General features: G+C 31.2%; 15 protein-coding genes. All 15 read right to left on the bottom strand.

Going from position 1 to position 24,149, the window contains the following annotated elements; all coding sequences use genetic code 11:
• Window positions 1–34: 34 nt before the first annotated feature.
• Window positions 35–706: a class I SAM-dependent methyltransferase gene (locus DWW96_RS07075; protein ID WP_117909938.1), complete on the bottom strand. Its 672-nt coding sequence runs from the start codon at window positions 704–706 to the stop codon at window positions 35–37.
• An 81-nt stretch (window positions 707–787) separates the two neighbouring features.
• The gene (locus tag DWW96_RS07070) at window positions 788–2,155 is read right to left on the bottom strand and encodes a hypothetical protein (protein ID WP_117909937.1); all 1,368 of its coding nucleotides are present in this window, start codon (window positions 2,153–2,155) and stop codon (window positions 788–790) included.
• A 281-nt stretch (window positions 2,156–2,436) separates the two neighbouring features.
• A complete protein-coding gene (locus DWW96_RS07065) occupies window positions 2,437–3,078 on the bottom strand; it encodes a SpoVG family protein (RefSeq protein WP_117909936.1) in 642 nt (213 codons plus the stop codon).
• Window positions 3,053–9,733 (bottom strand): helicase-related protein, encoded by a 6,681-nt coding sequence (locus tag DWW96_RS14620; RefSeq protein WP_117909935.1) that lies wholly within the window; start codon window positions 9,731–9,733, stop codon window positions 3,053–3,055. The genes DWW96_RS07065 and DWW96_RS14620 overlap by 26 nt, the downstream gene beginning before the upstream one ends.
• Window positions 9,723–10,304 carry an MT-A70 family methyltransferase gene (locus DWW96_RS07055; protein ID WP_117909934.1) on the bottom strand — a complete coding sequence of 194 codons (582 nt, stop codon included), beginning with the start codon at window positions 10,302–10,304 and terminating at the stop codon, window positions 9,723–9,725. The genes DWW96_RS14620 and DWW96_RS07055 overlap by 11 nt, the downstream gene beginning before the upstream one ends.
• Before the next feature lies 1 nt (window position 10,305).
• Complete coding sequence (locus DWW96_RS07050; RefSeq protein ID WP_117909933.1) at window positions 10,306–10,656, bottom strand: hypothetical protein; 351 nt, start codon at window positions 10,654–10,656, stop codon at window positions 10,306–10,308.
• A 49-nt stretch (window positions 10,657–10,705) separates the two neighbouring features.
• Complete coding sequence (locus tag DWW96_RS07045; protein WP_243003037.1) at window positions 10,706–12,376, bottom strand: NlpC/P60 family protein; 1,671 nt, start codon at window positions 12,374–12,376, stop codon at window positions 10,706–10,708.
• A gap of 70 nt (window positions 12,377–12,446) precedes the next feature.
• The gene (locus DWW96_RS07040) at window positions 12,447–14,327 is read right to left on the bottom strand and encodes a metallophosphoesterase (protein WP_117909931.1); all 1,881 of its coding nucleotides are present in this window, start codon (window positions 14,325–14,327) and stop codon (window positions 12,447–12,449) included.
• 17 nt (window positions 14,328–14,344) lie between these two features.
• A complete protein-coding gene (locus DWW96_RS07035) occupies window positions 14,345–16,246 on the bottom strand; it encodes a P-loop NTPase fold protein (protein WP_117909930.1) in 1,902 nt (633 codons plus the stop codon).
• Between the two features lie 73 nt (window positions 16,247–16,319).
• On the bottom strand, window positions 16,320–18,713 hold the full coding sequence (locus DWW96_RS07030) for a VirB4-like conjugal transfer ATPase, CD1110 family (RefSeq protein ID WP_117909929.1): 2,394 nt from the start codon (window positions 18,711–18,713) through the stop codon (window positions 16,320–16,322).
• 12 nt (window positions 18,714–18,725) lie between these two features.
• Window positions 18,726–19,202 (bottom strand): PrgI family protein, encoded by a 477-nt coding sequence (locus DWW96_RS07025; protein ID WP_182436401.1) that lies wholly within the window; start codon window positions 19,200–19,202, stop codon window positions 18,726–18,728.
• Between the two features lie 33 nt (window positions 19,203–19,235).
• Window positions 19,236–20,078 (bottom strand): hypothetical protein, encoded by an 843-nt coding sequence (locus tag DWW96_RS07020; protein ID WP_117909927.1) that lies wholly within the window; start codon window positions 20,076–20,078, stop codon window positions 19,236–19,238.
• Between the two features lie 33 nt (window positions 20,079–20,111).
• Window positions 20,112–20,498, bottom strand: a complete 387-nt coding sequence (locus DWW96_RS07015; protein WP_347496336.1) for a hypothetical protein — start codon at window positions 20,496–20,498, stop codon at window positions 20,112–20,114.
• Window positions 20,488–22,107, bottom strand: coding sequence for a VirD4-like conjugal transfer protein, CD1115 family (locus DWW96_RS07010; RefSeq protein WP_117909926.1), 1,620 nt, complete (start codon window positions 22,105–22,107; stop codon window positions 20,488–20,490). The genes DWW96_RS07015 and DWW96_RS07010 overlap by 11 nt, the downstream gene beginning before the upstream one ends.
• Before the next feature lie 136 nt (window positions 22,108–22,243).
• Window positions 22,244–24,067 carry a group II intron reverse transcriptase/maturase gene (gene ltrA, locus DWW96_RS07000; protein WP_117909925.1) on the bottom strand — a complete coding sequence of 608 codons (1,824 nt, stop codon included), beginning with the start codon at window positions 24,065–24,067 and terminating at the stop codon, window positions 22,244–22,246.
• Window positions 24,068–24,149 lie beyond the last annotated feature (82 nt).

Below are 24,149 nucleotides of genomic sequence, written 5' to 3'. Positions count from 1 at the left end.
ACAATATTTATCAAAAAACTTTTTACAAGTTTGGTTATAAACAACCCCTTTTTATAACAAAAGAAATTCTCTTAGCCTCAAAATAATATTTATATTTGTTATTATATTTTTCTTTTTCTCTATAATTTTCTATATTTGTCAAAATTACGCATTTAGTAAATATTTTGTTAATTATTTCTACAACATTATGCTCTGATAAATTCGCTTCGTTCTCAATCAATTTTATATTTCCATCTCTATCTCTTCTTTTTATATCCGCAAACATAACAATATAAATAATAGAACGCTTAGCAGTATTTTTTTTTATTTTATACAATATTTCCTGTAATTCATCTATCTTCAAATAATGTAATACATCTTTTGCTACAACAATACTATACTTTTTTTTTAATACTATATTTCTTATATCCGAAGAATATATATTTATATTTTTTTTTAGAGTTTCATTATTTTTTATTCTATTCTTCAACCAATATGGTTTAACAATATCAATTGCATCGACATTATACCCTTTTTCAGCCAAAAAAATTGTATAATTCCCATATCCATACCCTAAATCTAGTGCATATTTATCTTGAATTAACTTTTCAAAATTTTGATTTATATTTTTCTTAAAATCATTTGAAACATCTTCAAATATTTTTTCCGTATTATCTTTTTTATTCATAAATAATTCATTGTAATATTTTTTCATATTTTCTGACATTTTTTAATATCCTACTCCAAATTCAAATTTCTCTTATCTGTTCAAGCGCAAAAACTATACAATTTGATATTTATGAAACTATTAGAATTCAATTTGTACAGCTTTTCCCTCGTTCTTTATCGATTTTCCTATTGCATACACAATCTTCATTACAGAAATATGATCTTCAAATTTACTTATATTTTCTTCATTCGATAACCACGCAGACATAAGTTTCTTATTGCTTTTACTATGGAATAATCCATCATATGTATTATCTGTTATATACTCTTCATCTTTTAATAGTGATGCATTACTTCGTGTAGTTACCCTTGCGAATGCATCTATCCTTTCAACTTCTTTAATACCTTTTACTGGCACATCATAACAATGTACTTTAATTGAATGTACTGTAGAAAGCTGTACTTCTAATTCCACACTTGATACTCTTCCATTTTTATTGTATATGCCTTTTGGAATGTCTTTCCATTTTCTAACAGATGGTGTGGTTTGCTCTAACGAAATAGTTCCTAGCGTAATAACATTATTATTTTCTTTATCCTTTAAACAAAATGTAGATGTTATATCTGTTTCTCCATATATGATTTCTTTCTTTTCTTCTCTCCAATTTGCACAATAATCTTCAAATTTATTTGAAATTTTCTTTCCGATTCTTTCATTTTGATCTTGTGGAAATGCAGCATAAGAAGACACTTCTAAAACAAATTTTTTCTCTGGGTATAGTTTTTTATTTACACATAAACATTGTGATACTAAATCAATATAGTGATACCCGCCGTGCATAAGCATTCCGTAACCATATTTGTATGGATGATCTTCCCTGCTGTCATATTCTTTATGTGTATTCCACACTCCCCCTGCATGTCTTAAATGTACTGATGTTACAGGAGTTTCCAATTGTTTAACTTTATCCTTAACGAATTTTATAACAATATCATTATATATTGCATGATATCTACCTAGTGTCATAATCGAATGCTCTGCATTATTCTTAGCAATGTCATCCTTTATTTCTCTCATAATAGTAGGAATTTTTTCAATGTCAAAACAACCATTAGTCATTGGTGCAAATATTGGTTTTTCTGTCAATGAAGATATTCCTCTTTTTGCGCAAAATCTTAAATATTTCTCGTGTGATCTAACTTCTGTAGCAATATATATTTTGATTTTGCCTTTTTCTTTTATAATTTCATCAATAATTTTTCCAAAATATTCTTCGTTAAACCACTCTTTTTCGCTTAAATTAATATTATCTAAATACAATACTTTTTCTGGAAGAAAAGACTGTTTTCTTATTCTCGATTCAATATTTTCTTTTTCCGATAATAAGTCTATTATTGTATATCCATTTATCATTCCCTTATTAAATGCGTTTTCAAAACATTCTGTATATTTGTTAGAAACTATTTCATCATATCCAATGACTACTAAATGTGTGCTCTTTTTCATTGTTCCATATTCCTTTCATTCTAATCTTTTTATCTGCCAAATAAAATTTATCAGATTTTTTATTGTAACAACATTTACTATTATTCTTAATGCCATTACATTTTGTTCTTTAAAAACAATTTTTTTTGTAAAAATTGTTTTAAATATAGTATTGAATGTTCTGCAATGAAAAATAAAGCTTCTATTGTCAATATAAATTCGCTAGACCATATTTTAGAATTTAATATTTTTCTATACCACAACTCTTAGACAAACGTCTTTTAACTTTCTAGTATTTTCTACTAATATTTAAGACTGAATTTATAATTACTTATGTCTTTGCTTTTTATCGTTGCATTTTCTTTTTTACAATCTTCAATCATCTCCCCATACAATTTTTCCCTAAACTCTTTTGTTACTGGAAAGCATATATCCTTATATACCGTCCTTCCATCCTTATCTTTCTGCTTTGTCCTATATGAGGGCATTGCCACAAACACATTATCCTTTCCCTGAATCAGTGTCACATTATTTATTACAAATTTGTCATCCAAATAAATTCTTGCAAGACCTTTTATATTGCTCCCCTCTCTTTCGTACGGCGTAACTTTTACTGTAAATGGTGGCTCCTCTACCTCAATTTTTTCTGTATTTAGCTCATTATTTTCTTTTCCAGCATTCTTATATCCTTCAATTATTGCATCATACAATTCTGTACGGAACTCCTTTGTTATAGGGTTGCATATGTCCTTAAAAACGAAATTATTATGCTCATCCACCTCACTGCTTCTATACCTTGGCATTGATACAAACAGATTGCCATTACTATTTTCAAGAATGGCAATGTTTGTAATTTTAAATGACTCACCAAATACTACTGTTGCAAACCCTCTTAAATTTCCTTCATTTTTTCTTACTTTATTTACTTTTACTGTATACTTCATTTTTTTCTCCTTCTCTACTATATATTTCTTCTTTTTCTGTTTCTTTTATTTCTTCACCAATATTCTTTTCCAAATCCAACATAGAATTTAATTCTGCCTGACGTTTTAACTTCTCCTTAAGCTCTTCCTCATAAACAAAAGGCTTTTCATATTCTATTTTTGAAGATTCTAAATCTCTTTTATACTGTTCTATCTTCTTTTTTAGAAACTCTTCATTTTCTTCTATGTTATTAAACATATTATCCAGCTTTATCATATTTCCAACAGCACTTGTAGACATTTCTGCCTTATACTCGTTTTTTCCCTGAAGTATTAAGAAATTTATTCCCATATAATTCTTTTCAACCAACAGATTAAATCCTCTGAATTTTCCAATCTCATAAGTATCACCTGCTTTATACTTGCTTATTTCTTCAAGCATTGCTGTCCCTCCATCGTTTCTCTCGCTATACAACATATTACCTATTGTTATTGAAAACGCTTCGCTTTTTACACGCTCAGCATTTCTAAGTTCAATGTCCTTTCTCACACATTCAATTTTTTCTTCTGCTGCTTTAATTAATTTAGGAAACTTAATCATAAAATTATCCTGAAAAGTATATCTTTGGCTGTCATAAGATGCTTTCAGTATTTTTAATCGCTGTAATTCATTGTCAACTTCCATTTTTTCTTTTATTAATGGATTTCCTGTAGCAACTGCCTTTATTTCTGCATATGACAATGTTGCCTCATCTATGTCTTCACACGTTCTTGATACAGCCCTGCTCGTCATTATCTGACTAATAAATCTCTGCTTATTCTCTACCAGTGACCATGAGTACGCATCAAATGTTTCTTTTGTAACATATCTGTACACTGCTACTTCTTTATTTTCATTTCCTTGTCGTATTCCCCTTCCCTCTCTCTGCTCAATGCTCGATGGTTTCCATGGACAATCTACGTGATGAATTGCCACAATATGTGTTTGTACATTTACTCCCGTGCCACATTTATCTGTAGAACCAATAAGTATTTTCTTCTTTCCTGCTCTCATTAACTTAAATAATGTTTCTCTCTGTGCATCTGTTTTTGCATCATGTATAAATGCTATTTCATTTTCAGGTATGTTTCTTTTTATAAGTTCTGTTTTTATGTAATTATATACGTCAAAATCCTTTTCCCCAGGTGTTCCTATATCTGAAAAAATAATCTGACATCCTATTTTTTCTTCATCTTTTGCTTTTCCATATTCATAAAACACATTATCAATTACCTTATTTAATTTTCCGTCAGGATTATTGGGTGCGTCTTTATCAAGAAGTCTTGCATCCGTTCCAAGCAGTCTTGCTTCGTGTGTTATTTTCAAAAAATTATCTATGCTTGAATCCACTCCACCATTTCTGATAGCCTCCGCTCTCCTAACGAAATCCTCCATTATCTGCCTTATGTACCAATCTGGTTCTGATTCCACAATAATGTATTGACCATCTCTTAATTTAGGAACATTGAGTTCAAGCATGTCCTGTGTTTGCACGTCCGCTACCTGTTTAAATATATTCATTAACTCTGGTAAATTGGTAAATTTATTAAATCTGTTTTTCATTCTAAAGCCACTTCCCTCAACTGTAAGTTCTAATGCTGTTGTTATTTCACCGAAATTGGCTGCCCATGAATCAAAATGATATATTCCCATCTGCTCCAACGTATCTTTTTGAAGGTAACTTTGCATTACATACATCTCACACATAGTATTACTAATTGGGGTTCCTGTTGCAAAAACAATTCCTCTTCCGGGATTTATCTCATTAATATATTGGCATTTTAATTGCATATCTGTTGCTTTTTTTGCTCCCGAACCACTAATTCCCGAAACATTATTTATCTTTGAAAATATTGCCAAATTCTTGTAATTATGAGCTTCATCTACCATAATACTGTCAATACCAAGTTCCTCAAAAGTAATCAAATCATCTTTCCTTTCTTCGTCTGCAAGACTCTTTAATTGTTCTTGAAGCTTTTTCTTCTGTGTTTCCATCTGTTTAACAGTCCAACGCTCACCATTCTTTTCTTTTGTCTCCTCTATGGCATATGCTATCTGCTCTATTTGTTCATTAAGCATTCTTTCCTTTCTCGCTGCTGAAATTGGGATTTTTTCAAACTGCGAGTGAGACATTATTATGCAATCATAATCTCCCGTTGCAATTCTTGATATAAACTGTTGTCTCCTACTCTTTTCAAAATCACGTTCGGTTGTTACTAGAATGTTTGCAGATGGGTATAATCTCAAGAATTCAGATGCTGTTTGATTTATTAATGCTTTTGGAACTACCATTACTGTTTTATTTGCAAGACCAAGCCTTTTTTGTTCCATACATGCTGCCATCATCTCAAATGATTTTCCTGCTCCCACACAATGGGCAAGTAATGTATTACCTCCAAGTAGAATTCTTGCTACCGCATTTTTCTGATGAGGTCGCAACTCTATTTCAGGGTTCATTCCCGGAAATGAAAGTACCGAGCCATCATATTCACGAAGTCTTATGTTGTTAAATGTTTCATTGTAATAATCAACATACTTCTTTCGTCTAACCGGATCCACAAATATCCATTCTCTAAATTTTTCCTTAATAAGATTCTGCTTTTCTCTTGCAAGCATTGTTTCGTTTCTATTAATCACGTAATGATATTTTCCATCTCCATCATCGATTTTGTCTCTTACTGTTACGGTTTTTAGGTTAAGTGATGCTTCAAAAATAGAATAAGCATCCATGCGGCTTGTTCCATATGTTTTGGAAGCTGCCACAGAATGCTTATCCTTTGATTTATTTTCTATAAACCATTCCATGCTATATTTATTTAGATGAACAATAATACCTGATGAATACTTTCCGCTTCTTATTACCCTTACTCTTTGTGGTGTTCCAAGCAATTCATAAATAAATTGCTCATAGTCCTGTTCATCAATCCATGTTGTTCCTATCCTTATATCAATCTCCGAAGCATCAAGGTCTATTGGTTGGACTTTTTTTAATTCTTCCACGTTTATTTGAAATAATTCCGGCTGTTCCTTTGCAAATCTTTCTGCTATTACAAGTTTACTTCTAACATTTCCAGACAAATATTCATCTGACGTTTCCCATCCTTCATCCGGATTTTTTTCATCATACTGCATTGGATTCAAAAATATAATTCCTTTAAGTTCTTCAATTAATTTTTGTCTTTTAGTTTTACCACTCTCCACATTTTTTCGTACTTCTCCACTTATATCAGGTATGTATATGCTCAAAATAAATGGAATGTTTACTTTTCCATATTCATTTATCGAAATATTCAATGCCTCAATTGCTGTCTCAACTCTGTTTATTGTTAATTCCGGTTTGATAGTCTGTTTATAAAACATATCAGCCTTAGTAACATAACCATTTTCATCCACATTTTCAAGAGAGCACAACAAAGGATAGTCTGCATCATCACGGAATGCTCTGTCATTTGCCCTTGAAGTAATTCTTCCATACTTATCTACAAATGTATCATAACTATTATTTAATTCTCTTTGAGCATTTTTTAATTCTTCTTCACTACATCCTTCCGACTGTATTTCAATAATATGTCTTGTTATACTTCGTATTTCGTTAAGAGCTTTAATTCTATCTATTGTTAGTTTTGAATATTCTTTTAAATACATTTTTGAATTTTGTCTGAAATAGAGTTTGCCATCCATAAAGGAATATGTATAATTTCTAACATCCGAATTTGCAATAATTACTTCATCATTCTTCTCTGTTTCCTCTATTTCAAAATTTGATATTGAAGTATTAACATTATTTAGTGCATTGCTAAGGCTTTCGTACATATTAAAATTTTCATCATTATTTACACAAACGGTATACTGACTTTCAACTCCATATCTTGCTGTATCATATTCCATTTTTCCTAATACCATTTCAGGATGTTCGACAAAATATGAATTAATCGGTATACCGTCTTTTGTATAACCAAGATGCACCCAGTCAGGTTCTATATCTATTTGCCTTTCCCTTTTTTTCAGGAAAAGAATGTCTGATGTAACCTCTGTTCCTGCATTGTTTTTAAATGCATTATTTGGAAGTCTTACAGCACCCACAAGTTCTGCTCTTTGTGCAATATATTTTCTTACATTTGGATTAGCTTTGTCCATAGTTCCTTTTGTTGTTATTAAAGCTGCTATTCCTCCCGGTCTTATCTTATCGAGTGTTTTTGCAATAAAATAGTCATGGACCCGAAAATTAAGTTTATTATATTTTGCATCATATATTTTGTAATCTCCAAACGGTACATTTCCTATAGCAATATCAAAAAAATTGTCATTAAAATTCGTTTCCTCAAATCCTGATATTGTAATATTAGCTGTTTGATAAAGCTGTTTGGCTATTCTTCCCGTAACTTCATCTATTTCCACACCATATAGTTTACATTCGTTCATTGAAGCAGGCATACTTCCAAAGAAATTACCGATTCCCATTGATGGTTCAAGAATGTTTCCTTTAGATATTCCCAAATTTGAAATTTTCTGATTTATGCACATTGCAATCTCGGGAGAAGTATAAAAAGCATTATTTACACTTGCTCTAGCATTGTCATATTCGGAATGTGTCAACAATTCTTTTATTTCTCTATATTCATCCTTCCATAAGTTATTTTTTTCATCAAATACTTCCGATAATCCTCCCCATCCTGCATATCGTGAAAGTATTTTCTGCTCTTCCATATTTGCAATTCTTTCTTCTTTCTCAATTCTTTTTAGTGTTTTTATTGCTTCCACGTTCCATTTATATCTTGTTTTTGCACCTCCCTTTTCTATTTCCCATAAATTATAATGATAATTGTTTTTTAATAATGCATCGTTTTTATTTGAATCATCTTTCTTTGATTTTTCCATATCCGCTATTGGTTTTTTGTCCATTTTAAAAACCTCATCGGGAATGTCATAATCTCCTATTATCTCTTCCTCATTGATTTTTTTATAATAAATTCCTTTATTTATAAGAATTCCAATTTCTTCTTCTACAGATTTCCAACTTAAATAGCCTTCTTTTTCCCCTTCTATATCTCTCCACTGAAATCTTATACCCTGTGGTTTAAATGTATCATATCTATGTAGTCCATAATTCTCTATTGGCCAACCGGCTCCACCAAGACCATATTCCTTTTTAATTAATTTTTCACGTTCCGATGCCTTTGCAACATTTTTATAAATGTTATATACTCTTTCCTTGCCCCCTGCAAAACCTGTTCCTTTTAACAATACTGTAACTATATATTCATGTGGTACAATCCTTGCATTTTTAGGATTTAAGTATGTATATTTCTCTTTTTTCCCACTTGGTAAATTCTTTACCATTTTTTCATCTGATATTCCTATTTCTTTTGTATTTTCATCAAAGAAAAAGGAAGCCTGTTCAAAACCTGCTTCCTCTCCTATTCCTAATGAATCAATTTCTTCTAATTCTCTTTCTATTTCTTCATCAATAGATGTATTCTCTTCCGTTCCAGATACACTCTCTAATGAAATCTGTACACTATCCGCTTCAGAACTACTTCTTCCGCCATCATTTTTGCCTGCTCCCTTTTCTTCCACATTTCCATTGTTGAAGATGGCTCCTTCGGCTTGTGTATTTTTAGATAATTCCTCATTAATGTTTCCAATAAATTGTTGGCTTCCTCGTCCACTTCCTTCATCTTTTCGCCTAATCTCCCTAAACGATAAAGTGTGTTGTACCTGTTTCTCTCGTTGTCTTTCAGGTATTCTGCTGCCATCATCCCGTATTTTCCCACCTGCGTCAAATCTTCTTTCTGAATTTCCGGCAGTTTTAGGTTGGGATACAACATTCCATCTGCTTTCTTGTGGTACATTAGTCTCATTTCTTCCATTTGTGACTCTCCTTTCATTTTCAATATGTCTTACTCTGTAATTAAACTCTTTAAGAACACTACAGGATACGTCACATACAAGGGAACCAAAACGGTATATATTATCTTCGCCAGATATATTTATTATAAAATTCATATCTTGTTCTTCAGAAGACATGTTAAATCCACATCTTGTTCCTACTGCATAGAAAACACTTTTATATAACATTTCCTCTACTGTAGGCCCCAGCGTTTTATTATCTCTATCTTTAATCACACCACCTGTAATCTGATTAAGTTCAGAAATCATAACCTCTGATTTCTCCCTTATTATAGATCGCACATTTAGCTTTGTATAGTTCTTTAAGAGCTTTTGTAAATTATTTTTTTCATTACTTATATATGGTTGAATTTTTTCCTCGTCAATCAGTTCATCTACCATGATTTTTAAATTATAATCATTTAAATTCCATGTGAGATTAACATTTCTTCCTGCTGTATCAGATATATCGAACACATATCGCATATGTGGTTTTAAAACTTTCGATGGAAAAATTGCAATTCCCTTACTTCCTCTTTTTACATATCTTCCTACCTTTTTCCATGAATCATAATCTCCCACAAGAGTTGCGTTTGGTCGCTGTGCATACATCATTAAAATATTATCAAATTCATATCTGTATAATCTTCCTGTTAATTCTAAAAATTTTTTCCATTTATCTGAATCTGATACAATATCCTTAATATATTCATCGTAAAGTCTCTGTACCTTGTAATCAGCACTCATTATTTTCTATAACCTCCCTTAACGCTTCTCTTATGTCCTTTCCATCAATTTCATCTCCTAAGCTATCCCATCCTTTTACTTTATCTCTTGCAAATAGTTCAATACGTGGTAATTCGCCACACAATTCAACTATACGTTCCCTTATTTCTGCTGGTTTCCTACTATGTTCCATTATTCTTGCATCACATATCTGCGGCACTGACTTTGATACACGTTTAGGTTGTCCTTTTGTTCCTATCAGACATACCTCCGAATTTGAACGTGTCCAAAATCCCAGTCCCATAAAATACGTGTTCTTTTTCTTATTTCTTTTCACCCAATTGAAGCCACACGTCTTATATTTAAATCCCCATCTTTCCATTACTTCTATTCCTTCTTTTAGGCATGGAAATGTTATCCACAAAAATAAAATACAATCCTTATCGGCGATTTTATCTACTGGAAGAGCCATTATATCTTTAATATTCATTGTGTGATAATGATTCTCCGCACTTCTTCCCTGACCTTTTTTGGAGTAAACTCTATATTGCCATGGTGGATCTGCATATATAATTTTGTACTTTTTCCCCACTTTAGTCACCTTCTTTCAATTTCACCAAACTTGTGTATTTTTCATACTCATCTTTATCTAAATTTAGCGTGACAAAATCTGTCTCCTTTTTTATTTCCACCAGCAGTTTCTTAATAATTCTTAACATAATAAAGTTATCTTTTGACATTTTAATGCTTTCCGTAAACATGATATTTTGATTATTGTCAATACCATCCTGCTGCCTTACTATGTTTAACATTACTTTTCTTTTTAGTTCATTTGCTTCGTCCTTAGTTAACACAACTTTTTCTGTCTCTGAACCACTGATTTCCCATTCCTTATGAAGTTCTCCAATTAAAAACTCCATATATCTTAAATACATTTCCTTCATTTTTCCTCCAATCAAAAAAGAGCAGATAAAACTCTACTCCTCTTTTAAATTATTTTTTATTTTTGTTAGGTCTTCCAATCATAACCAGCGAACCATTATGATAATTCTGTAATACTACTCCTGTTGCCTCATCAACTGCTTCCACCATTTTACCCTTTCCTACATATATTCCCACGTGACTGATATTTTTATATCTTCCGTTATTTGAATAACTGTAAAAAATTAGGTCTCCCGGCTTTAAATCTGTTTCTTTTACAACACACCCATTATCATTGCACCATTTTGCTTCGGCTGCTGCTGTATTTGCCCCATCACACATTACCGATATTCCGGCACTTTTCCAAGCATAATATGCTAATGATGAGCAATCAAAATGTGTTCCTGAATTTCTAAGTGGCTGGCTATATGGATATCCTACTTTTGATAACACAAATGAGCAAACTGCATTTGCATTGATATCAGTTACTCCATTTAATATTTCGTTAATTTCTTCCTGTGATAATGAGGACTTCTTATTTCCACCATTTACTGTTCCTGAATTTCCATTATTATATCCTAATGCCAACATTGCATCCGAACTCATAAGTGAATTCAACAGTTCTATTTCATTTTCGTTCATACTATATTCTGTTTCCATCTGATAATATGTTTTCAGACTTACATTAACGTATAAAACTTTTTTCTTTTCCTTCTTTCCCTTGTCATTTTTAATCTTTTCTTCATTTATGGAAGTTGTGTATGTACACATATCGTCAAATACTGTTTTTAACTCTGTCTTTGCATTTTCATTCATTACTGTTGCCGTGTTTCCAATTCCATATTTAACCATATAAACACTCATTACATCATAATAATTTGATGGTGTATTTGATGTTCCCTCATAATCTTTATACACTATCTTTCCAATATCACACTCTTTATGTTCCGATACTAACGTATTTATTTCTCTGTTAAATTCTGCTACATACTGACTAGTGACTGTCATTATTGTATCTCCATTTTCAAGTGGTGGAAAAAATATTGAAAATGGTGAATTATATGTAAGTGCAATTACAAGAGCTATTATTATGACTACAATGCATATAATCATAAGAAGAACTAAAGCAAATGGTAATAAACACATTCCTGCTTTTATTAATATATTTTTTACGCTATCCAATGTTTTCACGTTTGCACTTGTATCTGATTTATTGTTTTTCAATTTGCTTAACACATAATTTAATTTTTGTTTTTTTACTTTGTCCGAACTGACATCCTTAGTTCTTTTTACATTTTCCTTACTTCTCTGTTCAAATTTTCTGTAATCGGATTTTACACTTTTATCTTTGCGGTGTACCGTTTTATTCTTTTCTTTTTTTTGCAAGTTGTTTGAATCTTTACTATGTAATTGTTTCTTTTTACTTCTGTTCTTTCCTCTTACACTTTTTATGTGCTCTTCCTTTATATGTTTTTGTTTTACCTGTTCTTTTATATTTTTACCTGTAATTTTTGCCACCTTGGTAAAAGGTTTTGTAATAACTGATGCCGTTACTAATGCTTCTCTTATCTCTTTACCACCATCTAACTGTTCTACAGACTCCAACATCTTTTTTTTTGCAATTACTTTTCCACCACTTTTTAATATACTCTTTTTATCCTTTATAACTTTTCTTTTGTCAGTATCATTTCTGTTAAAATTTGGCATATCGCGACTATGTATGCTCCTTCTTTTTTTCTCCATTTTTCCTCCTGACGTAAATAAAGCCATTACAAAGCTCTAGCTTTGTAATGGCTTTATTTAAATTACTTTATTATTTCTCTGCCCATATACTATCATTCCACTTTGCTTTTAAATTTATCTTAATAAAAGGCTTCCTTAATACAAAATCTCCTTTATCTATAAAAATATACGTTTGGGTATTATCACACTTATTAAAAGTAAGTTTTCGTATATCCCCACTTCCAAATGTTAATATCTTGTAACAAGCATCTAGCCTATTAACTGTATATGGTCCTGATACCATTTTTAATTTTCCTAAAGAAAACTGTTTTCCAAATAAATCGCAATAATAAATACTATCATTTACTAAATATATTTTTTTATTTAATCTAATGCTATGTAAAAACTCTTTTATTTTTTTCACATCATCAAACGGAACTGTAACTTGTTGAAAATTAGGCATACTAACTTCTTTACCATCTATCAAATCAATAATTTTATTTATTAAATCTGAATTACATTCTTGCGGACACTGAATTCTAATATCAAAATAATCCTCTATCCTTTTTAATTTTTCTAATATTTCTATCCACTCACTTTGGTACTGTATATTTCCTTCTATTTTTTCTCCAGAATAATATACTTGTCCACTTGAATTATATATTTTAAAAGAAGATTTTTCACTACTATTCTTAGCCTTATTAATAAACTCGAATGATTTTAAGGTTTCTAAACGTGCTCTAACACTACTACTTTTCAAATTTGATTGTTTTATTTCAAAATATGAATTTCCCTTATTTTTAATTGGTGCACAACTTTTAATATTTATTAGTCTGGTTGGATCATCTTCATTATCTAAATAACAATATTCTTCATCTTTTTCACATATTCGTAAATTATTGATTTTAATAATATGTTTATCCAAGCCTAAATTCATCTCAAAAATCCCACGACCTCTTATTACTCCAATATCTGGAATGATTTTCATCTCCAATTTTTTTATTTTTTTCTGATGTTCTTTATATTCTTTCCATTTGTTATTCTCATAGGTATACGGGTATATTTCCGGCTTCTTTGATTCATCTTTTATTTCGATTAAAGAATATGCATTAGGATGTAAATCATCAAAATATGCGGCTCCTCCTGTTAACATATATGCACCATTACTTTGTTGATATAGAACAGGTCTGCCACCTGTTTCTGTATGCCCACAAAGAATTAAATTAGCACTTTTGCGTAACTTAGGTAAAGTAGCTTCTCTCCCGTCATATTCACAAATTTCATTCTTATGTAAAAATCTTTCTGCATGATGAAAAATTGCTATCGTATATATTTCACTATCACCTAATATTTTATAATTTAATAAATCTTCTATTTGTTTCTTTCCAATAAAATTTGCATCATCGGGATAATCTTTCAAATATGATAGTAACGCTGTATTGAATGATACTATTCTAATTTTTCTATTTTCTTCTAATTCAATGTCTTTATAGCCAATGCTATAACTTGACTCTTGCTTGCTATTCTTAGGGTAATGAAAAGGTATTACACCAAGTTTGGCACAAAATTCATCATAGTTATATAATGGTTCCTCCATTTTATGTACATTTGAATAATCATATAGTTCATCTATATCTTTCACCTTTGTATCCTTAGTTATATCACATCTATAATATCCATAATTTCTATTAATATCATGATTTCCAGGACAAAATGTAATATCACTACCACGTAATGATAATTCTTTTAATAGCTTTTCAAACCATTTTAATGCTTCGTTAAAATCTTTCTCTTTTCCCCACCACGCAATATCCCCAGTCACGATTATATGTTCTGGTTTTTTATCCATTTTTGAAATACATTCTATTAATTCTTCTAAAATTAGTTCCTTCCTATCAAACACCCCATCTACATTATATTCGTTATAATTTCTTCCAAAATGTATATCTGACAAATGCAATATCTTACTCATATATATATACCCTTTCTCTACTTATTTAAATAAATAGTTTCTGTTTCTTTAATTTGCTCTATTAACCACTCTAGATTTTTTCTTACAATTAAATCATTAATCTCTTGAGGGTCTATATTCTCTCTCAATTCTTTCAATAATACCACATCATCTAAGCAATTAACTTTTCTGCAATAATCCAATGGATATAATGAGTTTAAAATACGTCTGAATTTAATGATATTTTCAGATGATGAATTAATTACTGTATTTTTCAACTCAGATACAGATATTCCGTGAAAAATATTTACATCTGAATCATACACAATATTGTACTCATCAATAATATTTTCTAATTCTTGTACCCAATCTTCGTCTTTTAATATTTCTCTAACACTTTTCGCTTTATTCTTATTTTTTTTATTCAAAATAAACTTATTAATTTCTGTTATATTACTAATGATTTTATCTCGTATTTTGGGATTCTCAAATTTCAAATTAATTAAATCTATTTCATATAAACGATCAGTTTTTGAAATATTTATACTCATTAATCTCTTAAACTCTTCAATAGACAATTCAAATCCTATGTCAATAAGACATTGTACACAAATTAGAATTCTTCCATAAGAAAATGTCGGATATTTATTATCTTTTAATTTTCCCTTAATTTCGTCAATTTTATCTTCACACCATTTCTGAGAATTCTCATAATAATAGTTGCTCAATAAATTAAGTGGATCTTGACTATCTATGTTATTTAAAATTTGCTCATCAACATATTTATTTAATTCTTTATTAAAGTTTTTATAAATAAACTGTCCTGTTTCGACATACATTTTTACAGATAGCATTCTCGGTCTTACTTTTATCAGTGCTCTTTCCCATTCTTCACTAGGTTCCTGATAGTTCGATTTATACTCAATTGCACAAATAAACGTTTCTTCAATTATATATTTTCTTACTTCTATCTCATAGTCTTTAATAGATGCTTGTTCCATTTTTTTAACTAAATACGACACTTTTGAAATAAAAAATTGGAATGTTCGCAAATTGTTATGGGAATATTGTTCCATGTAATTGCAAAACATATCACTATAATTTAGCATTTCATTTTTTAATGTATTATTTTCAACACTATTGCCAATTATTTTCTCACAAATAATTTTTATATCTGGATCATAATGCAATGTTACCCCTATTAATTTTTCTCTAATTTTCTTATAAGCATTATCATATTCGTCATTTTGAAAAAGAAGCTCTCTCCTTTTTTCTAATTCAGAACTATTAATTTTTGAATTTATTCTTTTACTTTGCTCTAAAATATTTTCTCTTTCACCTGACCAATCAATATTTTCATTCAAAGCTACCATATACTGCATTTCTTTAGATTCCCTATTTTCTTTTATGGATATCTCCTTTTCATTGGCCACTAAAATCACCTTTGTTTCTTCGTGTTCTACTAAACCATTTATAAATCCAAAAACTTCATTAATGGGACAATCACATCTTTCTAAATCGTCAAAAATAAATATGTAATTTTTTAACATAATCCAGTTAGCTATTATATTAGTTATACTCACATCTGGCAAAATTTTTTCCCTTATTCTACTAATAATACTTTTAGATGTAGACAATATGCTCTCAACCTTTTCTTGGCTAATTTTTCCTTTGTTTTCAGAAAACTTTGAAGCCTCTTCCGCAAATGTCCATGCCATAGCTTCTTTTATTTCATCAATCGACTTACACCCATATAATGATATATATTTTATTTTTCTTTTTCCTCTATTTTTTTCTAAATTGTTTATTTCCTGTGTTAGTCTATTTTTTACAAAGTATGTTTTTCCACATCCCCATTCACCCTCTATTAATATGGCATATTGATATGATTTATCTACAAGATATCTGTTTACTTCTTCTACAAGCTGCTGTTCATTCATTATATTTACACCTTCTGATTTGTTTATTTATTATTCCAATTATAGTAATATTTGTTTAATATTAACATATACTTTATTTGAAATCTAGAGTACCTAAATTCATATAATTTTTAGAATTTTTCTCATGTATATTTGTATTATATAATCTATACAATTCTGTATCTCTTCCAATTGTATTATCAAATGGAATAATTACATTTCCACATTTTATCAATCCCATTCCTGACGGAGCATTACTTACAAATTCCAATTGTGATTCTGAAACACCTACAACTTCTGCTATTTTTTCTGCATCTGTATTTGCCTGTTTTAAAATTGCTACAAACTCACTGTTTGCAAGCATTGTAGTCACTGTATAATTCTGTAAAAGGTCAACTACATTCTGTGTTATTCCTGTACATAATCCACCCTGTTTTCTTACTTTCTTCCATAGCTGCTGTAAATACTTTGCACTATATTCTGAATTAAGCAACACATGGATTTCATCTATATACAACCATGTTGCTCTGCCCTTTTCTCCGTTCTCTACGATTCTTTGCTGAATTGCTTCCATCATAATAAGCATTGATATAGGTGCTAAATCCTGACCTAAATCTCTAATTCCATATACCGTAAATCTATTATCCATGTCCACATTTGTCTGATTATTAAAAATATTAAGAGAACCCTTCACAAATATTTCAAGTGATAATGCAATATCCTTAGCTATTTTCTTTTCATCAGCATCAGTTTGATTTAATAATCTTTCATAGAAGTCAGACATAATTGGTATATATTTTTCTCTGCTCCTTGCTATATCCAAATACATATCTGTAAGACACCTATCAATTATGGAACGCTGCTGTGGAGTAAGTGGTTTATTTAAACATTGCTCACACAAACCAAACATAAAAGAACATTTTTCTCTAATCCATCCCTTTGAATCCCTTGCATCAAGATTCCATACATCCATATCCAAAGGATTAACAAAATTATTTGTATATGTAGACAGGTTAACAATGGTTCCGCCATACGTCTTTGCAATATCAAAATATTCGTGCATCGGATCAATTACTATAACATCGTCCTCACCCTTTAAGAAAACACTTCCCATTTCCATCTTACTAAAAAATGATTTTCCAGAACCTGGAACACCAAAAACAAATCCGTTACCATTTATTAGTTTTTTTCTGTTTCCCACATTTATATTTTTAGATACCTGATTAATTCCATAATAATTACCTCCATCATCCTTGAGTTCCTGCACACTAAAAGGAACAAGACCCGCTAATGAATTTGTCAACATTGTTCTCATTGTTTCAACCTGTCTTACACCAATTGGAAGAATAGTGTTTAATGCTTCTCTTTGCATAAACTGATGAGTATCTATTGTAACTCCATTGCTTTTTCCTATTGTCACAATTGTTTCGCACGCACTATCTAATTCTTCTTTTGTTTCTGCCATTACAACCATATTTACTGATGTATAAAACATACTCTCATCATTTTCTCTAACATTAGTCATCATATCCTCAATGTCCTTTTTTTCCATTCTTTTCGAATATGATATTTCTGTTGAGAAATCATTGTTTTTATTTCTCACTCTTTGCTGTTTAATAATATCCGATTCAACACCAAGATATTTTTTCTGTAATAATTTGATTGTCATATCCTTCGGAATCGGTACAACATCTATGCTTGTAATCATATGAACTGGAAGCATTGTTATTGTATTAAGAAGCTCCTCTGAAAGACTTTTAGGATATTTTTTAAAAAACAAAGCCCTACAAACCTTATTTTCATCCTCAAAATAATCCTGATAAAACTTTATCATACCGTTGCATAAATCATTTCTAAAATCTCTTCCTACACGCTTTGCTTCTCTTATATTGAAATCAAATTCTTCTTCCTTTCCTAAGTTATAAAAATCGTGTAGTACTCGCAATCTTTCATTTCCACTTAATGAAGTTATTCCTGTTCCAAGTTCATTAAATGCCTTCTTAACATTTACTTCTATTGTTGCAAACTGAGCTTTTGCCTCTTCAAAATTTTTTCTCTCCACTGTAATTGTTAAATATTTTTCCTGTTCAATTCCCTGTCTCCCTTCTTTTATTTTTTCCTCAATTATATTGTTATAAATTTTTCTAAATCTATCAAATCCATCATCTAAATATGGAAGTAATATATATCTTCTTAAATCTTCCATATCCTTATTCTTGTTATTGATTGTTATCTTAAATGAACAATCAAGTGAATTTAAAAATTTACAATATCTTTGAAGTATTTCCTCCTGTTCTTCATAAGTTGCTGTTGTATAATTTATGTCCATAAACTTATATGTTTTTGAATACTTATTTTCCTGTATTTTGAATATTCCATTTTCAGATACTTCCATTATTTCTATAGTTTCCTGTATGGATTTAGGACTTTTATAAATCGGTTCCGACGCTTTTTTTAATTCCTTAAATCCATCTGAAAATAACCCCATTTAATTTCCTCCTTATAAATATTTACAGCCATAGGCAATGCTTATGGCTGTAAGTGCAAATACAATACTAATTACTAGTATTCTTATCATTTTTTGTTTCGTTTTTTTAATATTTATATCTTCATTATTTTTTAATTTCTGATTTTCTTCCTCCATAACGGTTGCTACTTCTTTTAACTCTTTCACGTTTTCTGTTGATTTATAAACCAACGGTTTAACTTTGAACATAAATTTAATTCTTTTCTTCATCATTTGCATAAAACTCATTCCGTTAAAAGAATAAAATCCACTTAGTGCTATTGGTGCAACAATCGGTATTGCAATGTATGCTGATAGTGTAAATCCAACTTTTTTATATGTAAGAACAACAATTGTCCCACCTACTAAAATACTTAATACTGAAGCAATCAATTGCTTTGCTGTAAGTCCAAGAACAACTGATTCCTTAAATTTATCTATATCTCTGTTTATTTCAACTGACACATTCATCACCTGCCTTTATCTTAATATCATTATGTCCTACTACAATCCTAATGCCTTACTTGTTAATCCCTGTGCACCCTTTACTGTTCCAACTGTCAAAGCTATAGTAAATGTCATTTCACACAAATAAATAAGAGTCTGTGTCCAATCTGCATACTCTCCCGTAAATGACGGAAGCCCTGAACTTATCAACGCATTACATACAATGATTGCAAGCGCCATTGTTACTGCTTCAAACACAATTGAAAAAAAATATCTTGCATATGTGGTAGCCGTATGACTTACCATTCTATTCCCACTTATTGTTGAAAGTGCAATTGCTCCAAACGGAACAATGATAAGTATTTTTAAAAATCTGAAATACACTGTATATATAAGAAAAAATCCACAGATAATAATGACTATTGATAGTATTGACGTAAGAATTAACATAACCAGACTTGCCCCAAATCCAAGATTTTTAATAATATCCGCCTGTGTACTGTCTATGGTAAGCTTAACCATTTTTCCTGCACTTAATAGTTTTACAAGATTTCCCACCGAAGTAAAAAATGCCTTCATTATGGTTACATTGTTTGCAACAAGCCATTCTGCTATTCCTATTCTCATAAGCATTCTCAATATTACTTCAAATCTCATATCTTCTTTCACATCCACACTTTCAGAACAAAAGCCTATTACAAAAAACAAGACAACTAAAGATGAACCTACTCCAACAAAGATAGGTTCAATACTTTGAACTACACCCCAAGGTCCTCCATCTTTAAATGACTCAGGAGATTGTCCTAAAAGTGCAAACACAAGTGATATTTGATTATTCCAAAATCCAAATACCATCTCCAGTAAATCCAGAATCTGTTGTCCTAGTTTAAATATATCCAAATATCATCACCTCTTTTCTTCCATGATTTAAGACTAAAATCCAAGGATTCCAAGAACTGATGATATACCTGCCATCATTACTCCAGCCACTATTCCTTTTAATGCTGAATTCATTGTGGATGAATCCTGTTGCTGATAAGCCTGGGCAAACTCCATTACATTTTTAGCAAGAATAATTACACCAATCGCTCCAATAATTGCAATAACCAGCGTTTTCAGATTATCAAGAGGTTTTGTAACAGAACTTGTATCTGCTGCCATTACTCTTGTACATAACTTTTCCATCATTGCTACCGAACCTGATAAAACAGGAAATAATTCTTTTTTTATTTTTTTACCAATACCTTTCATATCTTTTTGTTTCCTCACTTCTTCCAATAAATTTCTCGTCATAGTTTCTCCTATCTTCTTAACTTCCATATTTTTGTCTTTCCTTCCTCATTTTTTCCACAGAAACATCTGGGTAAAAATAATTTAATATCACATTAACAGGAACACCTTCCCTCATTTCCTTCTTCACTTCATCGCACTGTTCTTTTGAGAACTTCCAAAAAATCATTCGATTTGTAACTGTATCCTCCTTTAATTTTTTCCACCTTTTAATTTCATTTGTGTCATTAGCACTTTCCATATCTTCCTGATATTCAAGCTCTCCTGATATTTCCATATCTACTTTTGAGTTTTCTTTTTGAGGTTCAATCTTTTTTAACCTTTTTATCACTGTTTCATTTTTTAGAAGCATAAATTCCGCCATTGTAAGCTTGTCTATGTACACGTTTTTTCCTTTCTCTTTTAATCTTTCGTAGTACTCCAATGACTTTCTATTTAATATTTCAAAGGGAGGTCCGATAATAACCGAATCCTCCCTTGGTATATGTTCATATGATTTTCCTTTTCCATCTGCCATCTGATTGAATGCCGGATGAGTAAATGGATTGAACTTATTATCTACAATGGGATCAAAACCTCTTATGAATATTAGACATTTTTTATTATCAAATTTTCTCGCTTCGTCAGGTGTCATAAGTTCTCTACCAAGTACATCATAATTTCTTGAAGAGCTTCCCTGTCTGCCCTTTGTTTCTCCACTTGACTTCTTATCAATCGTACCTTTTCCAAGCAGCTCTGACACATACTTATGCGTACTCTGCTCGTTTCCACCGAGATAGATGAACGTATCGCAGTTGCCGGGAATTGTCTCCCAGGTATCTTTAAAAAGTGCTTTTAACTGGGCAAAGTTCTGAATAATGATAATACTTGAAATCTCACGGCTTCGCATTGTCGATAACAGTGAACAGAAGTCATCTGGCAATGCGACATTCGCAAATTCATCTAACATAAATGTCACATGGATTGGCAGCCTTCCACCACAATTAAAGTCTGCCTGATAGTACAATTCCTGAAATATCTGCGTGTATAACATACCGATAATAAAGTTATAGGATTTATCACTATCCGGGATTACACAAAACAGTGCTGTCTTTGTCTCACCATCCCCATTTACTCCAATACCGATATCGGACAGATTAAGCTCATCTTTTGAGAGTAGTCGTAAAACCTGCTTATTCTCAAGAAATGCAAGTCTTGAGTTGGCACTTATGATAATGGAACGGACGGTATCTCCTGCACCTCTCATACATTTGTTGTACTGCTTGACTGCCGGATGATTGGCTCCAAGTGGGGAACTTTCCTCTAAAAACTTCATACGCACATCCAGCTTTGATGCCTTCCCCTGCTCTGTAACCTCTGCTTCTCCAAGAAGTTTAAGTACTGTCTCAAAGTTTCTCTTTGCCGGCTGTACCTCCAGCCACACATAATAAAAGATAGCCTGTAAGAACAATCCTTCCGCCTTTTCCCAGAACGGATCACTTGGTGTCGCTCCCTTTGGTGTCGTATTGCTGATAAGGTTTGTAATCAGCTTGACCACATCTGTTTCCTCTCTGATATAGGAAAATGGATTGTAACAGTCTGATTTATCCATCTCTAACAGATTAATGACTTTCAGGTTATATCCGTTATTTTTTAACATCTGCCCGCAGCTTCTAAGGATTTATAGCAATAGGTAAGGATTTGATATTATCTCCACCTTTTCCCCTGCTCTACACCGTACGTGAGACTTTCGCCTCATACGGCGTGCCATCATACTTTTGCAAATTATTTATTGTCTAAACCTTTTGGTAATCATAATTTTGCCTTATATAATTAACTTTTTTCCATTGTTCTTCATTCAACTTAAATTTTCTTAATAAACCTTGGGCTTCAACCATCTTTCTCGTAAATATTGCCTTGTACACATCTGAATTTATAAAGATTATATTTCCGTGATTATTAGTTCCCCTCTTTTTTAAAGGTTTCTTTCTAATGCACTTCATATGGCTAACATCTAACTTCTTACCCGTTATGTAACAATTTCCTTGCTGAATGACATATGCTGATAAACTATTGTCATTAAATTCTATTGTTTCTGTTGGGTCTCTCATTTTAGCTATGGCTTCAAATTCTCTTTGTGTAATAAGCATTAAATTCTTGTGTATTTTCTCTCGACCTTTTGAAGTATAATTACTTATTTCCTGAGAGAAATTCATAGGACTCCTATGGTGAACTCCCGTTAATGGGAGTAAACACATATCTCCTATGGTTACAATTTTTGTTTCTTTCTGAATGCCCATTGTTTGTTTTTGAAAATTAATGTCTGTTTCCTTAAATGGAATTGTTTTGCTAATGTCTCTAAGACGTATTCTTATGGTTGGTAAGAGAGCGTAATTCACATCCGTTAAATTGTTGTAAATATTTGTTGCTATGCAATAATAATTTTGTATTCCTCTAATGGCTGAATTATAGTTTTTAATTGCCACTGTTGGGTTGTCTTTTCGAATGTTAATTATTTTGGCTTTTAGATTGCTTTTTGCATTCTTAATTGCCTTGTCACTCATATCAGTCTTTGCTATATAACCATATCTGGTCTTCCCCTTTGGAACGACTTTTATTTTAAAACCTAAATATGTTGATGAGTTTTTCTTAAGATTTATGACTTTTGATTTTCCTTCACTTATGTCCAATTTCAATCTTGTTTTTAAGAAATCCACTGTTGCGTGATACCATCTCTGTGCTTCGTTATAACTTCCACACATTATTTTGAAATCATCTGCATATCTTATTAGAAATCCATCTTTCAGATTGGTGTATTTCTTCGCATATGTTCGAAATGCTGCAACATTAGACATTCTGTTTGGTTTGAATGTTTCCCATTGATTACTTATCCACCAATCTAATTCATTTAAGACTATTAGGGATAGTAGTGGACTTATTATTCCACCTTGTGGTGTACCTTTTGTCGGTATTCCTTCTCCCTTTATTTCTGACTTAAGTATCTTACTTATGATACTTATTAAACGCTTGTCTCTTATTCCAAGTGTCCATATCTGTTTCAAAAGTTTTCCGTGGTCGACATTGTCGAAAAACCCTTTTATGTCAACATCAACACAGTAGTAATGCTTGTACATATTTATCATACTAACTGTTCTACTAATTGCGTGATGTGTGTCTCTGTTTGGTCTAAAACCATATGAATGGTTGTGAAACTTAGGTTCACAGATTGGTTCAAGGACCTGCAATATGCACTGCTGAACCAATCTGTCCCATATACACGGAATACCCAATGGTCTTTTCTTGTCACTTCCTGGTTTTGGAATGTACACTCTTCTGACAGACTTAGGTTTGTAGTCAGCTAACATCTCTCTCACTGTATTAATCACAGTTTCATCTGTTAGTTCTTTAATATCGTCTATTGTCTTTCCATCAGTTCCCTTGGTATTACTACCTTTATTACTCTTTAGGTTTCTATATGCTAACCTGATATTTTCTTCTGAACCAATAATCTCCAGTAACTTATAAAAGTTGTTACCGTTTTTACTTGCTGAATACAATGAATCATATACTCTTTGCATATCATAATATTCGTTGTATCTCAATTTGGTTTTCTTTAGCATGGTCTGTAACCTCCTATCTGGGAGTGATTACATCTCTTAGTCTTACTCGAACCCATACCATTCGACTTTAATTTGCTTAACT

Origin of the sequence: Eubacterium sp. AF17-7 (genome assembly GCF_003461285.1) — a bacterium.
In the GTDB taxonomy this organism is placed as follows: Bacteria; Bacillota; Clostridia; order Lachnospirales; family Lachnospiraceae; genus Eubacterium_U; species Eubacterium_U album.
This window is presented reverse-complemented; position numbering and strand designations above follow the sequence as displayed.

Bases quoted from the DNA above. Each gene is read 5' to 3' on its own strand.
- DWW96_RS07075 (WP_117909938.1), bottom strand. From the start codon at position 706: ATGTCAGAAAATATGAAAAAATATTACAATGAATTATTTATGAATAAA.
- DWW96_RS07070 (WP_117909937.1), bottom strand. From the start codon at position 2,155: ATGAAAAAGAGCACACATTTAGTAGTCATTGGATATGATGAAATAGTT.
- DWW96_RS07065 (WP_117909936.1), bottom strand. From the start codon at position 3,078: ATGAAGTATACAGTAAAAGTAAATAAAGTAAGAAAAAATGAAGGAAAT.
- DWW96_RS14620 (WP_117909935.1), bottom strand. From the start codon at position 9,733: ATGAGTGCTGATTACAAGGTACAGAGACTTTACGATGAATATATTAAG.
- DWW96_RS07050 (WP_117909933.1), bottom strand. From the start codon at position 10,656: ATGAAGGAAATGTATTTAAGATATATGGAGTTTTTAATTGGAGAACTT.
- DWW96_RS07045 (WP_243003037.1), bottom strand. From the start codon at position 12,376: ATGGAGAAAAAAAGAAGGAGCATACATAGTCGCGATATGCCAAATTTT.
- DWW96_RS07040 (WP_117909931.1), bottom strand. From the start codon at position 14,327: ATGAGTAAGATATTGCATTTGTCAGATATACATTTTGGAAGAAATTAT.
- DWW96_RS07035 (WP_117909930.1), bottom strand. From the start codon at position 16,246: ATGAATGAACAGCAGCTTGTAGAAGAAGTAAACAGATATCTTGTAGAT.
- DWW96_RS07030 (WP_117909929.1), bottom strand. From the start codon at position 18,713: ATGGGGTTATTTTCAGATGGATTTAAGGAATTAAAAAAAGCGTCGGAA.
- DWW96_RS07025 (WP_182436401.1), bottom strand. From the start codon at position 19,202: ATGAATGTGTCAGTTGAAATAAACAGAGATATAGATAAATTTAAGGAA.
- DWW96_RS07015 (WP_347496336.1), bottom strand. From the start codon at position 20,498: ATGGAAGTTAAGAAGATAGGAGAAACTATGACGAGAAATTTATTGGAA.
- DWW96_RS07010 (WP_117909926.1), bottom strand. From the start codon at position 22,107: ATGTTAAAAAATAACGGATATAACCTGAAAGTCATTAATCTGTTAGAG.
- ltrA (WP_117909925.1), bottom strand. From the start codon at position 24,067: ATGCTAAAGAAAACCAAATTGAGATACAACGAATATTATGATATGCAA.